Origin of the sequence: Mycobacterium tuberculosis complex sp. N0072 (assembly GCF_030323725.1) — a bacterium.
In the GTDB taxonomy this organism is placed as follows: Bacteria; Actinomycetota; Actinomycetes; order Mycobacteriales; family Mycobacteriaceae; genus Mycobacterium; species Mycobacterium tuberculosis.
Genome location: NZ_CP040689.1, coordinates 2,518,148 through 2,530,993 on the forward strand (window position 1 = coordinate 2,518,148; position 12,846 = coordinate 2,530,993).

A 12,846-nucleotide genomic window follows, 5' to 3' on the forward strand; every position below is an offset into this window, starting at 1 on the left:
ACCACCACCGCGGCGACGCATCATGACCGGAGGCGAAGATGCCAGTAGAGGCGCCCAGACCAGCGCGCCATCTGGAGGTCGAGCGCAAGTTCGACGTGATCGAGTCGACGGTGTCGCCGTCGTTCGAGGGCATCGCCGCGGTGGTTCGCGTCGAGCAGTCGCCGACCCAGCAGCTCGACGCGGTGTACTTCGACACACCGTCGCACGACCTGGCGCGCAACCAGATCACCTTGCGGCGCCGCACCGGCGGCGCCGACGCCGGCTGGCATCTGAAGCTGCCGGCCGGACCCGACAAGCGCACCGAGATGCGAGCACCGCTGTCCGCATCAGGCGACGCTGTGCCGGCCGAGTTGTTGGATGTGGTGCTGGCGATCGTCCGCGACCAGCCGGTTCAGCCGGTCGCGCGGATCAGCACTCACCGCGAAAGCCAGATCCTGTACGGCGCCGGGGGCGACGCGCTGGCGGAATTCTGCAACGACGACGTCACCGCATGGTCGGCCGGGGCATTCCACGCCGCTGGTGCAGCGGACAACGGCCCTGCCGAACAGCAGTGGCGCGAATGGGAACTGGAACTGGTCACCACGGATGGGACCGCCGATACCAAGCTACTGGACCGGCTAGCCAACCGGCTGCTCGATGCCGGTGCCGCACCTGCCGGCCACGGCTCCAAACTGGCGCGGGTGCTCGGTGCGACCTCTCCCGGTGAGCTGCCCAACGGCCCGCAGCCGCCGGCGGATCCAGTACACCGCGCGGTGTCCGAGCAAGTCGAGCAGCTGCTGCTGTGGGATCGGGCCGTGCGGGCCGACGCCTATGACGCCGTGCACCAGATGCGAGTGACGACCCGCAAGATCCGCAGCTTGCTGACGGATTCCCAGGAGTCGTTTGGCCTGAAGGAAAGTGCGTGGGTCATCGATGAACTGCGTGAGCTGGCCAATGTCCTGGGCGTAGCCCGGGACGCCGAGGTACTCGGTGACCGCTACCAGCGCGAACTGGACGCGCTGGCGCCGGAGCTGGTACGCGGCCGGGTGCGCGAGCGCCTGGTAGACGGGGCGCGGCGGCGATACCAGACCGGGCTGCGGCGATCACTGATCGCATTGCGGTCGCAGCGGTACTTCCGTCTGCTCGACGCTCTAGACGCGCTTGTGTCCGAACGCGCCCATGCCACTTCTGGGGAGGAATCGGCACCGGTAACCATCGATGCGGCCTACCGGCGAGTCCGCAAAGCCGCAAAAGCCGCAAAGACCGCCGGCGACCAGGCGGGCGACCACCACCGCGACGAGGCATTGCACCTGATCCGCAAGCGCGCGAAGCGATTACGCTACACCGCGGCGGCTACTGGGGCGGACAATGTGTCACAAGAAGCCAAGGTCATCCAGACGTTGCTAGGCGATCATCAAGACAGCGTGGTCAGCCGGGAACATCTGATCCAGCAGGCCATAGCCGCGAACACCGCCGGCGAGGACACCTTCACCTACGGTCTGCTCTACCAACAGGAAGCCGACTTGGCCGAGCGCTGCCGGGAGCAGCTTGAAGCCGCGCTGCGCAAACTCGACAAGGCGGTCCGCAAAGCACGGGATTGAGCCCGCCAGGGGCGGACGAGTTGGCCTGTAAGCCGGATTCTGTTCCGCGCCGCCACAGCCAAGCTAACGGCGGCACGGCGGCGACCATCCATCTGGACACACCGTTACCGGGTGCCTCGAGCGGCCTACCCGCAGGCTCGGGCGAGCAACCCTCAAGCGCCTGCGCGGCCGCACTTTCGGTGCGGCCTTCTTGGCCTTGCTTCGGGTGGGGTTTGCCTAGCCACCCCGGTCACCCGGAATGCTGGTGCGCTCTTACCGCACCGTTTCACCCTTGCCACCACGAGGATGGCGGTCTGTTTTCTGTGGCACTTTCCCGCGAGTCACCTCGGATTGCCGTTAGCAATCACCCTGCTCTGTGAAGTCCGGACTTTCCTCGACTCGACGCTGAACCTCGTGAATCCACACAAGCCCTACGCGAGCCGCGGCCGCCCAGCCAACTCATCCGCGACGACCACGCTACCCCGCTGGGCGGTGTCGCGGCCAGTGTGACCGCTGGACGACACGGCTAGTCGGACAGCTGATCCGGCGGGCAGTCCTTATCGTGGACTGGTGACACGGTGGGACAAACGCGTCGACTCCGGCGACTGGGACGCCATCGCTGCCGAGGTCAGCGAGTACGGTGGCGCACTGCTACCTCGGCTGATCACCCCCGGCGAGGCCGCCCGGCTGCGCAAGCTGTACGCCGACGACGGCCTGTTTCGCTCGACGGTCGATATGGCATCCAAGCGGTACGGCGCCGGGCAGTATCGATATTTCCATGCCCCCTATCCCGAGCCGATCGAGCGTCTCAAGCAGGCGCTGTATCCCAAACTGCTGCCGATAGCGCGCAACTGGTGGGCCAAACTGGGCCGGGAGGCGCCCTGGCCAGACAGCCTTGATGACTGGTTGGCGAGCTGTCATGCCGCCGGCCAAACCCGATCCACAGCGCTGATGTTGAAGTACGGCACCAACGACTGGAACGCCCTACACCAGGATCTCTACGGCGAGTTGGTGTTTCCGCTGCAGGTGGTGATCAACCTGAGCGATCCGGAAACCGACTACACCGGCGGCGAGTTCCTGCTTGTCGAACAGCGGCCTCGCGCCCAATCCCGGGGTACCGCAATGCAACTTCCGCAGGGACATGGTTATGTGTTCACGACCCGTGATCGGCCGGTGCGGACTAGCCGTGGCTGGTCGGCATCTCCAGTGCGCCATGGGCTTTCGACTATTCGTTCCGGCGAACGCTATGCCATGGGGCTGATCTTTCACGACGCAGCCTGATTGCACGCCATCTATAGATAGCCTGTCTGATTCACCAATCGCACCGACGATGCCCCATCGGCGTAGAACTCGGCGATGCTCAGCGATGCCAGATCAAGATGCAACCGATATAGGACGCCCGACCCGGCATCCAACGCCAGCCGCAACAACATTTTGATCGGCGTGACATGTGACACCACCAGCACCGTCGCGCCTTCGTAGCCAACGATGATCCGATCACGTCCCCGCCGAACCCGCCGCAGCACGTCGTCGAAGCTTTCCCCACCCGGGGGCGTGATGCTGGTGTCCTGCAGCCAGCGACGGTGCAGCTCGGGATCGCGTTCTGCGGCCTCCGCGAACGTCAGCCCCTCCCAGGCGCCGAAGTCGGTCTCGACCAGGTCGTCATCGACGACCACGTCCAGGGCCAGGGCTCTGGCGGCGGTCACCGCGGTGTCGTAAGCCCGCTGTAGCGGCGAGGAGACCACCGCAGCGATCCCGCCGCGCCGCGCCAGATACCCGGCCGCCGCACCAACCTGGCGCCACCCCACCTCGTTCAACCCCGGGTTGCCGCGCCCCGAATAGCGGCGTTGCTCCGACAGCTCCGTCTGCCCGTGGCGCAACAAAAGTAGTCGGGTGGGTGTACCGCGGGCGCCGGTCCAGCCGGGAGATGTCGGTGACTCGGTCGCAACGATTTTGGCAGGATCCGCATCCGCCGCAGCCGATTGCGCGGCGGCGTCCATCGCGTCATTGGCCAACCGGTCTGCATACGTGTTCCGGGCACGCGGAACCCACTCGTAGTTGATCCTGCGAAACTGGGACGCCAACGCCTGAGCCTGGACATAGAGCTTCAGCAGATCCGGGTGCTTGACCTTCCACCGCCCGGACATCTGCTCCACCACCAGCTTGGAGTCCATCAGCACCGCGGCCTCGGTGGCACCTAGTTTCACGGCGTCGTCCAAACCGGCTATCAGGCCGCGGTATTCGGCGACGTTGTTCGTCGCCCGGCCGATCGCCTGCTTGGACTCGGCCAGCACGGTGGAGTGATCGGCGGTCCACACCACCGCGCCGTATCCGGCCGGTCCGGGATTGCCCCGCGATCCGCCGTCGGCTTCGATGACAACTTTCACTCCTCAAATCCTTCGAGCCGCAACAAGATCGCTCCGCATTCCGGGCAGCGCACCACTTCATCCTCGGCGGCCGCCGAGATCTGGGCCAGCTCGCCGCGGCCGATCTCGATCCGGCAGGCACCACATCGATGACCTTGCAACCGCCCGGCCCCTGGCCCGCCTCCGGCCCGCTGTCTTTCGTAGAGCCCCGCAAGCTCGGGATCAAGTGTCGCCGTCAGCATGTCGCGTTGCGATGAATGTTGGTGCCGGGCTTGGTCGATTTCGGCAAGTGCCTCGTCCAAAGCCTGCTGGGCGGCGGCCAGGTCGGCCCGCAACGCTTGGAGCGCCCGCGACTCGGCGGTCTGTTGAGCCTGCAGCTCCTCGCGGCGTTCCAGCACCTCCAGCAGGGCATCTTCCAAACTGGCTTGACGGCGTTGCAAGCTGTCGAGCTCGTGCTGCAGATCAGCCAATTGCTTGGCGTCCGTTGCACCCGAAGTGAGCAACGACCGGTCCCGGTCGCCACGCTTACGCACCGCATCGATCTCCGACTCAAAACGCGACACCTGGCCGTCCAAGTCCTCCGCCGCGATTCGCAGGGCCGCCATCCTGTCGTTGGCGGCGTTGTGCTCGGCCTGCACCTGCTGGTAAGCCGCCCGCTGCGGCAGATGGGTAGCCCGATGCGCGATCCGGGTCAGCTCAGCATCCAGCTTCGCCAATTCCAGTAGCGACCGTTGCTGTGCCACTCCGGCTTTCATGCCTGATCTCTCCCAGTTTCGTGATCGAGGTTCCACGGGTCGGTGCAGATGGTGCACACACGCACCGGCAGCGACGAGCCGAAATGAGACCGCAACACTTCGGCGGCCTGGCCGCACCACGGGAATTCGCTTGCCCAATGCGCGACGTCGATCAGGGCCACTTGCGAAGCTCGGCAATGCTCGTCGGCTGGATGATGTCGCAGATCGGCCGTAACGTACGCTTGCACGTCCGCGGCGGCCACGGTGGCAAGCAACGAGTCCCCGGCGCCGCCGCAGACCGCGACCCGCGACACCAGCAGGTCGGGATCCCCGGCGGCGCGCACACCGGTCGCAGTCGGCGGCAACGCGGCCTCCAGACGGGCAACAAAGGTGCGCAGCGGTTCGGGTTTTGGCAGTCTGCCAATCCGGCCTAACCCGCTGCCGACCGGCGGTGGTACCAGCGCGAAGATGTCGAATGCCGGCTCCTCGTAAGGGTGCGCGGCGCGCATCGCCGCCAACACCTCGGCGCGCGCTCGTGCGGGTGCGACGACCTCGACCCGGTCCTCGGCCACCCGTTCGACGGTACCGACGCTGCCTATGGCGGGCGACGCCCCGTCGTGCGCCAGGAACTGCCCGGTACCCGCGACACTCCAGCTGCAGTGCGAGTAGTCGCCGATATGGCCGGCACCGGCCTCAAAGACCGCTGCCCGCACCGCCTCTGAGTTCTCGCGCGGCACATAGATGACCCACTTGTCGAGATCGGCCGCTCCGGGCACCGGGTCGAGAACGGCGTCGACGGTCAGACCAACAGCGTGTGCCAGCGCGTCGGACACACCCGGCGACGCCGAGTCGGCGTTGGTGTGCGCGGTAAACAACGAGCGACCGGTCCGGATCAGGCGGTGCACCAGCACACCCTTTGGCGTGTTGGCCGCGACCGTATCGACCCCACGCAGTAACAACGGGTGGTGCACCAATAGCAGTCCGGCCTGGGGAACCTGGTCCACCACCGCCGGCGTCGCGTCCACCGCAACGGTCACCGAATCCACCACGTCGTCGGGGTCGCCGCACACCAGACCCACCGAATCCCACGACTGGGCAAGCCGCGGCGGGTAGGCCTGGTCCAGCACGTCGATGACATCGGCCAGCCGCACACTCATCGGCGTCCTCCACGCTTTGCCCACTCGGCGATCGCCGCCACCAGCACGGGCCACTCCGGGCGCACCGCCGCCCGCAGGTACCGCGCGTCCAGGCCGACGAAGGTGTCACCGCGGCGCACCGCAATTCCTTTGCTCTGCAAATAGTTTCGTAATCCGTCAGCATCGGCGATGTTGAACAGTACGAAAGGGGCCGCACCATCGACCACCTCGGCACCCACCGATCTCAGTCCGGCCACCATCTCCGCGCGCAGCGCCGTCAACCGCACCGCATCGGCTGCGGCAGCGGCGACCGCCCGGGGGGCGCAGCAAGCAGCGATGGCCGTCAGTTGCAATGTTCCCAACGGCCAGTGCGCTCGCTGCACGGTCAACCGAGCCAGCACGTCTGGCGAGCCGAGCGCGTAGCCCACCCGCAATCCGGCCAGCGACCACGTTTTCGTCAAGCTACGGAGCACCAGCACATCGGGCAGCGAGTCATCGGCCAACGATTGCGGCTCGCCGGGAACCCAATCAGCGAACGCCTCGTCGACCACCAGGATGCGTCCCGGCCGGCGTAACTCGAGCAGCTGCTCGCGGAGGTGCAGCACCGAGGTGGGGTTGGTCGGATTACCCACGACGACAAGGTCGGCGTCGTCAGGCACGTGCGCGGTGTCCAGCACGAACGGCGGCTTTAGGACAACATGGTGCGCCGTGATTCCGGCAGCGCTCAAGGCTATGGCCGGCTCGGTGAACGCGGGCACGACGATTGCTGCCCGCACCGGACTTAGGTTGTGCAGCAATGCGAATCCCTCCGCCGCCCCGACGAGCGGGAGCACTTCGTCACGGGTTCTGCCATGACGTTCAGCGACCGCGTCTTGCGCCCGGTGCACATCGTCGGTGCTCGGATAGCGGGCCAGCTCCGGCAGCAGCGCGGCGAGCTGCCGGACCAACCATTCCGGGGGCCGGTCATGGCGGACGTTGACGGCGAAGTCCAGCACGCCGGGCGCGACATCCTGATCACCGTGGTAGCGCGCCGCGGCAAGCGGGCTAGTGTCTAGACTCGCCACAGCGTCAAACAGTAGTGGGCCGGTGTGCGGGCCAAGAATCCAGAGCACCGCCGACGCGTTGTCTACGCGGCGACAACCGCGACATCACAGGCAGCTAACAGGGCGTCGGCGGTGATGATCGTCAGGCCAAGCAGCTGTGCCTGGGCGATGAGCACACGGTCGAATGGATGTCGATGGTGATCCGGAAGCTCTGCGGTGCGCAGTGTGTGCGTGGTCAACTGACAGCGGCGACGTGCCGCAGCGGCGCATTCGATCGGGCACGTAAGAGGCCGATGGCTCGGGCGGCGGGAGCTTGCCGAGGCGGTAGTTGATCGCGATCTCCCAGGCACTGGCGGCCGACAAGAGAATGCTGTTGCGGACGTCCTGAACAATCGCCCGTGTTTCGTTGACGGCATCCGCAGCCAAACGTGGGTGTCGATGAGGTAGCGCTTCACCGGTGAAAGCGTTCGAGCACGTCGTCTGACAACGGAGCGTCCAAATCGTCGGGCACGCGGTACACGCCATGGTCAATGCCTAACCGCCGAGTCTCATGAGGATGCAGCGGCACAAGCTTTGCTACCGGCTCGCCGCGGCGGGCAATCTCAACCTCTGCCCGCCGTAGACGAGCCGCAGCAGCTCGGACAGGCGTGTCTTCGCCTCGTGAACGCCGACCCGCTTCGCAGGCGCCCAGACTTTCGCGTCGACCACCTGCTCACCAAACTTCGCGATCATCGCCTGATACCACAGCGCCAACGGGTAGCGGTTTGTCCAACCGCTTCGTCAACGACAATGGGATCGTGACCGACACGACCGCGAGCGGGACCAATTGCCCGCCTCCTCCACGCGCCGCCGCACGGCGCGCATCGTCGCCGGGTGAATCGCCGCAGCTGGTGATCTTCGATCTGGACGGCACGCTGACCGACTCGGCGCGCGGAATCGTATCCAGCTTCCGACACGCGCTCAACCACATCGGTGCCCCAGTACCCGAAGGCGACCTGGCCACTCACATCGTCGGCCCGCCCATGCATGAGACGCTGCGCGCCATGGGGCTCGGCGAATCCGCCGAGGAGGCGATCGTAGCCTACCGGGCCGACTACAGCGCCCGCGGTTGGGCGATGAACAGCTTGTTCGACGGGATCGGGCCGCTGCTGGCCGACCTGCGCACCGCCGGTGTCCGGCTGGCCGTCGCCACCTCCAAGGCAGAGCCGACCGCACGGCGAATCCTGCGCCACTTCGGAATTGAGCAGCACTTCGAGGTCATCGCGGGCGCGAGCACCGATGGCTCGCGAGGCAGCAAGGTCGACGTGCTGGCCCACGCGCTCGCGCAGCTGCGGCCGCTACCCGAGCGGTTGGTGATGGTCGGCGACCGCAGCCACGACGTCGACGGGGCGGCCGCGCACGGCATCGACACGGTGGTGGTCGGCTGGGGCTACGGGCGCGCCGACTTTATCGACAAGACCTCCACCACCGTCGTGACGCATGCCGCCACGATTGACGAGCTGAGGGAGGCGCTAGGTGTCTGATCCGCTGCACGTCACATTCGTTTGTACGGGCAACATCTGCCGGTCGCCAATGGCCGAGAAGATGTTCGCCCAACAGCTTCGCCACCGTGGCCTGGGTGACGCGGTGCGAGTGACCAGTGCGGGCACCGGGAACTGGCATGTAGGCAGTTGCGCCGACGAGCGGGCGGCCGGGGTGTTGCGAGCCCACGGCTACCCTACCGACCACCGGGCCGCACAAGTCGGCACCGAACACCTGGCGGCAGACCTGTTGGTGGCCTTGGACCGCAACCACGCTCGGCTGTTGCGGCAGCTCGGCGTCGAAGCCGCCCGGGTACGGATGCTGCGGTCATTCGACCCACGCTCGGGAACCCATGCGCTCGATGTCGAGGATCCCTACTATGGCGATCACTCCGACTTCGAGGAGGTCTTCGCCGTCATCGAATCCGCCCTGCCCGGCCTGCACGACTGGGTCGACGAACGTCTCGCGCGGAACGGACCGAGTTGATGCCCCGCCTAGCGTTCCTGCTGCGGCCCGGCTGGCTGGCGTTGGCCCTGGTCGTGGTCGCGTTCACCTACCTGTGCTTTACGGTGCTCGCGCCGTGGCAGCTGGGCAAGAATGCCAAAACGTCACGAGAGAACCAGCAGATCAGGTATTCCCTCGACACCCCGCCGGTTCCGCTGAAAACCCTTCTACCACAGCAGGATTCGTCGGCGCCGGACGCGCAGTGGCGCCGGGTGACGGCAACCGGACAGTACCTTCCGGACGTGCAGGTGCTGGCCCGACTGCGCGTGGTGGAGGGGGACCAGGCGTTTGAGGTGTTGGCCCCATTCGTGGTCGACGGCGGACCAACCGTCCTGGTCGACCGTGGATACGTGCGGCCCCAGGTGGGCTCGCACGTACCACCGATCCCCCGCCTGCCGGTGCAGACGGTGACCATCACCGCGCGGCTGCGTGACTCCGAACCGAGCGTGGCGGGCAAAGACCCATTCGTCAGAGACGGCTTCCAGCAGGTGTATTCGATCAATACCGGACAGGTCGCCGCGCTGACCGGAGTCCAGCTGGCTGGGTCCTATCTGCAGTTGATCGAAGACCAACCCGGCGGGCTCGGCGTGCTCGGCGTTCCGCATCTAGATCCCGGGCCGTTCCTGTCCTATGGCATCCAATGGATCTCGTTCGGCATTCTGGCACCGATCGGCTTGGGCTATTTCGCCTACGCCGAGATCCGGGCGCGCCGCCGGGAAAAAGCGGGGTCGCCACCACCAGACAAGCCAATGACGGTCGAGCAGAAACTCGCTGACCGCTACGGCCGCCGGCGGTAAACCAACATCACGGCCAATACCGCAGCCCCCGCCTGGACCACCCGCGACAGCACCACGGCGCGGCGCAGATCGGCCACCTTGGGCGACCGGCCGTCGCCCAAGGTGGGCCGGATCTGCAACTCATGGTGGTACCGGGTGGGCCCACCCAGCCGCACGTCAAGCGCCCCAGCAAACGCCGCCTCGACGACACCGGCGTTGGGGCTGGGATGGCGGGCGGCGTCGCGCCGCCAGGCCCGTACCGCACCGCGGGGCGACCCACCGACCACCGGCGCGCAGATCACCACCAGCACCGCCGTCGCCCGTGCGCCAACATAGTTGGCCCAGTCATCCAATCGTGCTGCAGCCCAACCGAATCGGAGATAACGCGGCGAGCGGTAGCCGATCATCGAGTCCAGGGTGTTGATGGCACGATATCCCAGCACCGCAGGCACGCCGCTCGAAGCCGCCCACAGCAGCGGCACCACCTGGGCGTCGGCGGTGTTTTCGGCCACCGACTCCAGCGCGGCACGCGTCAGGCCCGGGCCGCCCAGCTGGGCCGGGTCACGCCCGCACAGCGACGGCAGCAGCCGTCGCGCCGCCTCGACATCGTCGCGCTCCAACAGGTCCGATATCTGGCGGCCGGTGCGCGCCAGCGAAGTTCCGCCCAGCGCTGCCCAGGTGGCCGTCGCGGTGGCCGCCACGGGCCAGCACCTGCCGGGTAGCCGCTGCAGTGCCGCGCCGAGCAAGCCGACCGCGCCGACCAGCAGGCCGACGTGTACCGCACCGGCGACCCGGCCGTCACGGTAGGTGATCTGCTCCAGCTTGGCGGCCGCCCGACCGAACAGGGCCACCGGATGACCTCGTTTGGGGTCGCCGAACACGACGTCGAGCAGGCAGCCGATCAGCACGCCGACGGCCCTGGTCTGCCAGGTCGATGCAAACACTCCGGCAGCGTCGCACACGTGGTCTACGCTCAGCTATTTATGACCTCATACGGCAGCTATCCACGATGAAGCGGCCAGCTACCCGGGTTGCCGACCTGTTGAACCCGGCGGCAATGTTGTTGCCGGCAGCGAATGTCATCATGCAGCTGGCAGTGCCGGGTGTCGGGTATGGCGTGCTGGAAAGCCCGGTGGACAGCGGCAACGTCTACAAGCATCCGTTCAAGCGGGCCCGGACCACCGGCACCTACCTGGCGGTGGCGACCATCGGGACGGAATCCGACCGAGCGCTGATCCGGGGTGCCGTGGACGTCGCGCACCGGCAGGTTCGGTCGACGGCCTCGAGCCCGGTGTCCTATAACGCCTTCGACCCGAAGTTGCAGCTGTGGGTGGCGGCGTGTCTGTACCGCTACTTCGTGGACCAGCACGAGTTTCTGTACGGCCCACTCGAAGATGCCACCGCCGACGCCGTCTACCAAGACGCCAAACGGTTAGGGACCACGCTGCAGGTGCCGGAGGGGATGTGGCCGCCGGACCGGGTCGCGTTCGACGAGTACTGGAAGCGCTCGCTTGATGGGCTGCAGATCGACGCGCCGGTGCGCGAGCATCTTCGCGGGGTGGCCTCGGTAGCGTTTCTCCCGTGGCCGTTGCGCGCGGTGGCCGGGCCGTTCAACCTGTTTGCGACGACGGGATTCTTGGCACCGGAGTTCCGCGCGATGATGCAGCTGGAGTGGTCACAGGCCCAGCAGCGTCGCTTCGAGTGGTTACTTTCCGTGCTACGGTTAGCCGACCGGCTGATTCCGCATCGGGCCTGGATCTTCGTTTACCAGCTTTACTTGTGGGACATGCGGTTTCGCGCCCGACACGGCCGCCGAATCGTCTGATAGAGCCCGGCCGAGTGTGAGCCTGACAGCCCGACACCGGCGGCGTGTGTCGCGTCGCCAGGTTCACGCTCGGCGATCTAGAGCCGCCGAAAACCTACTTCTGGGTTGCCTCCCGAATCAACGTGCTGATCTGCTCGAGCAGCTCACGCATATCGGCGCGCATCGCATCCACCGCGGCATACAGGTCGGCCTTGGTCGCCGGCAGCTGGTCCGACGTCATTGGCCGCACCGGCGGTGCTGTCTGTCGCGCCGCGCTGTCGCTTTGAAACCCAGGTCGCTCACCCACGACCACGACACTGCCATATCCGGCGCCCCGCCGACAACGAAGCACAGCTAGCCGGTGGGCGCGGACGGGATCGAACCGCCGACCGCTGGTGTGTAAAACCAGAGCTCTACCGCTGAGCTACGCGCCCATGACCGCCGCAGGCTACACGCCTTGCGGCCAAGCACCCAAAACCTTAGGCCGTAAGCGCCGCCAGAGCGTCGGTCCACAGCCGCTGATCGCGAACTTCACCCGGCTGCTTCATCTCGGCGAACCGAATGATCCCTGACCGATCGACCACAAAGGTGCCCCGGTTAGCGATGCCGGCCTGCTCGTTGAAGACGCCGTAGGCCTGACTGACCGCGCCGTGTGGCCAGAAGTCCGACAACAGCGGAAACGTGAATCCGCTCTGCGTCGCCCAGATCTTGTGAGTGGGTGGCGGGCCCACCGAAATCGCTAGCGCGGCGCTGTCGTCGTTCTCAAACTCGGGCAGGTGATCACGCAACTGGTCCAGCTCGCCCTGGCAGATGCCCGTGAACGCCAACGGAAAGAACACCAACAGCACGTTCTTTGCACCCCGGTAGCCGCGCAGGGTGACAAGCTGCTGATTCTGGTCGCGCAACGTGAAGTCAGGGGCGGTGGCTCCGACGTTCAGCATCAGCGCTTGCCAGCCCGCGATTTCGGCTGTACCAATCTGCTGGCGCTCCAGTTGCCCAGATTGACCGACGAGGTCGGCATCAGCCCAGCTGTGGGCGCCGCCTCGGCAATCTCGGCGGGCAATACATGGCCGGGCTGGCCGGTCTTGGGCGTCACCACCCAAATCACACCGTCCTCGGCGAGCGGGCCGATCGCATCCATCAGGGTGTCCACCAAATCGCCGTCGCCATCACGCCACCACAACAGGACGACATCGATGACCTCGTCGGTGTCTTCATCGAGCAACTCTCCCCCGCACGCTTCTTCGATGGCCGCGCGGATGTCGTCGTCGGTGTCTTCGTCCCAGCCCCATTCCTGGATAAGTTGGTCTCGTTGGATGCCCAATTTGCGGGCGTAGTTCGAGGCGTGATCCGCCGCGACCACCGTGGAACCTCCTTCAGTCTCCGCGGGCCATGTGCACACC

Annotated in this window: 16 protein-coding genes, 1 tRNA gene and 1 other RNA gene; 6 read left to right on the forward strand and 12 right to left on the reverse strand. The window is 66.5% G+C overall.

Annotation, left to right across the window (positions count from 1 at the left end; genetic code table 11):
* Positions 1 to 38 precede the first annotated feature (38 nt).
* Positions 39 to 1,580: a CYTH and CHAD domain-containing protein gene (locus FF952_RS11780; RefSeq protein ID WP_003899224.1), complete on the forward strand. Its 1,542-nt coding sequence runs from the start codon at positions 39 to 41 to the stop codon at positions 1,578 to 1,580.
* Positions 1,581 to 1,592: 12 nt separating this feature from the next.
* Here the strand turns inward: FF952_RS11780 and rnpB are convergent.
* An RNA gene (gene rnpB / locus FF952_RS11785) (RNase P RNA component class A) lies at positions 1,593 to 2,021 on the reverse strand.
* 108 nt (positions 2,022 to 2,129) lie between these two features.
* Between rnpB and FF952_RS11790 the strand changes: the two genes are divergently transcribed.
* Positions 2,130 to 2,840, forward strand: a complete 711-nt coding sequence (locus FF952_RS11790) for a 2OG-Fe(II) oxygenase (protein WP_003411499.1) — start codon at positions 2,130 to 2,132, stop codon at positions 2,838 to 2,840.
* An 11-nt stretch (positions 2,841 to 2,851) separates the two neighbouring features.
* On the opposite strand, the gene FF952_RS11795 is transcribed toward FF952_RS11790, so the two are convergent.
* The 6 genes from FF952_RS11795 to FF952_RS11820 form a co-directional block, all read right to left on the reverse strand.
* Positions 2,852 to 3,946 carry a bifunctional RNase H/acid phosphatase gene (locus FF952_RS11795; protein ID WP_003899226.1) on the reverse strand — a complete coding sequence of 365 codons (1,095 nt, stop codon included), beginning with the start codon at positions 3,944 to 3,946 and terminating at the stop codon, positions 2,852 to 2,854.
* A complete protein-coding gene (locus tag FF952_RS11800; protein WP_003411501.1) occupies positions 3,943 to 4,680 on the reverse strand; it encodes a zinc ribbon domain-containing protein in 738 nt (245 codons plus the stop codon). Before FF952_RS11800 ends, FF952_RS11795 begins: the two co-directional genes overlap by 4 nt.
* Positions 4,677 to 5,816, reverse strand: coding sequence for a Nif3-like dinuclear metal center hexameric protein (locus FF952_RS11805; protein ID WP_003903809.1), 1,140 nt, complete (start codon positions 5,814 to 5,816; stop codon positions 4,677 to 4,679). Before FF952_RS11805 ends, FF952_RS11800 begins: the two co-directional genes overlap by 4 nt.
* On the reverse strand, positions 5,813 to 6,859 hold the full coding sequence (gene cobC / locus FF952_RS11810; protein ID WP_003912753.1) for an Rv2231c family histidinol phosphate aminotransferase CobC: 1,047 nt from the start codon (positions 6,857 to 6,859) through the stop codon (positions 5,813 to 5,815). The genes FF952_RS11805 and cobC overlap by 4 nt, the downstream gene beginning before the upstream one ends.
* A gap of 84 nt (positions 6,860 to 6,943) precedes the next feature.
* On the reverse strand, positions 6,944 to 7,369 hold the full coding sequence (locus FF952_RS11815) for a PIN domain-containing protein (RefSeq protein WP_010886140.1): 426 nt from the start codon (positions 7,367 to 7,369) through the stop codon (positions 6,944 to 6,946).
* A gap of 45 nt (positions 7,370 to 7,414) precedes the next feature.
* A complete protein-coding gene (locus FF952_RS11820) occupies positions 7,415 to 7,591 on the reverse strand; it encodes an antitoxin VapB16 (RefSeq protein ID WP_003903810.1) in 177 nt (58 codons plus the stop codon).
* Positions 7,592 to 7,635: 44 nt separating this feature from the next.
* Here FF952_RS11820 and ptkA point away from each other — a divergent pair, with 44 nt between their 5' ends.
* The 3 genes from ptkA to FF952_RS11835 are packed head-to-tail and all read left to right on the forward strand — an operon-like array spanning position 7,636 to position 9,660.
* The gene (gene ptkA, locus FF952_RS11825; protein WP_015288273.1) at positions 7,636 to 8,361 is read left to right on the forward strand and encodes an Rv2232 family HAD-type protein-tyrosine kinase; all 726 of its coding nucleotides are present in this window, start codon (positions 7,636 to 7,638) and stop codon (positions 8,359 to 8,361) included.
* A complete protein-coding gene (gene ptpA / locus FF952_RS11830; protein WP_003411510.1) occupies positions 8,354 to 8,845 on the forward strand; it encodes a protein-tyrosine-phosphatase in 492 nt (163 codons plus the stop codon). The genes ptkA and ptpA overlap by 8 nt, the downstream gene beginning before the upstream one ends.
* Positions 8,845 to 9,660, forward strand: coding sequence for an SURF1 family cytochrome oxidase biogenesis protein (locus FF952_RS11835; protein ID WP_003411514.1), 816 nt, complete (start codon positions 8,845 to 8,847; stop codon positions 9,658 to 9,660). Before ptpA ends, FF952_RS11835 begins: the two co-directional genes overlap by 1 nt.
* Here the strand turns inward: FF952_RS11835 and FF952_RS11840 are convergent.
* Positions 9,642 to 10,583: a cobalamin biosynthesis protein gene (locus FF952_RS11840; RefSeq protein WP_003901355.1), complete on the reverse strand. Its 942-nt coding sequence runs from the start codon at positions 10,581 to 10,583 to the stop codon at positions 9,642 to 9,644. The genes FF952_RS11835 and FF952_RS11840 overlap by 19 nt on opposite strands.
* 65 nt (positions 10,584 to 10,648) lie before the next feature.
* On the opposite strand from FF952_RS11840, the gene FF952_RS11845 reads away from it, so the two are divergent.
* A complete protein-coding gene (locus FF952_RS11845; protein WP_003411520.1) occupies positions 10,649 to 11,464 on the forward strand; it encodes an oxygenase MpaB family protein in 816 nt (271 codons plus the stop codon).
* A 94-nt stretch (positions 11,465 to 11,558) separates the two neighbouring features.
* Here FF952_RS11845 and FF952_RS11850 read toward each other — a convergent pair whose 3' ends face one another.
* From FF952_RS11850 to FF952_RS11865, 4 genes are all read right to left on the reverse strand, one after another.
* Positions 11,559 to 11,684 (reverse strand): hypothetical protein, encoded by a 126-nt coding sequence (locus tag FF952_RS11850; RefSeq protein ID WP_009936466.1) that lies wholly within the window; start codon positions 11,682 to 11,684, stop codon positions 11,559 to 11,561.
* A 121-nt stretch (positions 11,685 to 11,805) separates the two neighbouring features.
* Positions 11,806 to 11,877, reverse strand: a tRNA-Val gene (locus tag FF952_RS11855).
* A gap of 45 nt (positions 11,878 to 11,922) precedes the next feature.
* The gene (gene ahpE / locus FF952_RS11860) at positions 11,923 to 12,384 is read right to left on the reverse strand and encodes a peroxiredoxin AhpE (RefSeq protein ID WP_003411527.1); all 462 of its coding nucleotides are present in this window, start codon (positions 12,382 to 12,384) and stop codon (positions 11,923 to 11,925) included.
* Entirely contained in the window at positions 12,384 to 12,806 is a 423-nt protein-coding gene (locus tag FF952_RS11865; RefSeq protein ID WP_003911787.1) for a DUF3052 domain-containing protein, read from the reverse strand. Before FF952_RS11865 ends, ahpE begins: the two co-directional genes overlap by 1 nt.
* Between the last annotated feature and the right edge of the window lie 40 nt (positions 12,807 to 12,846).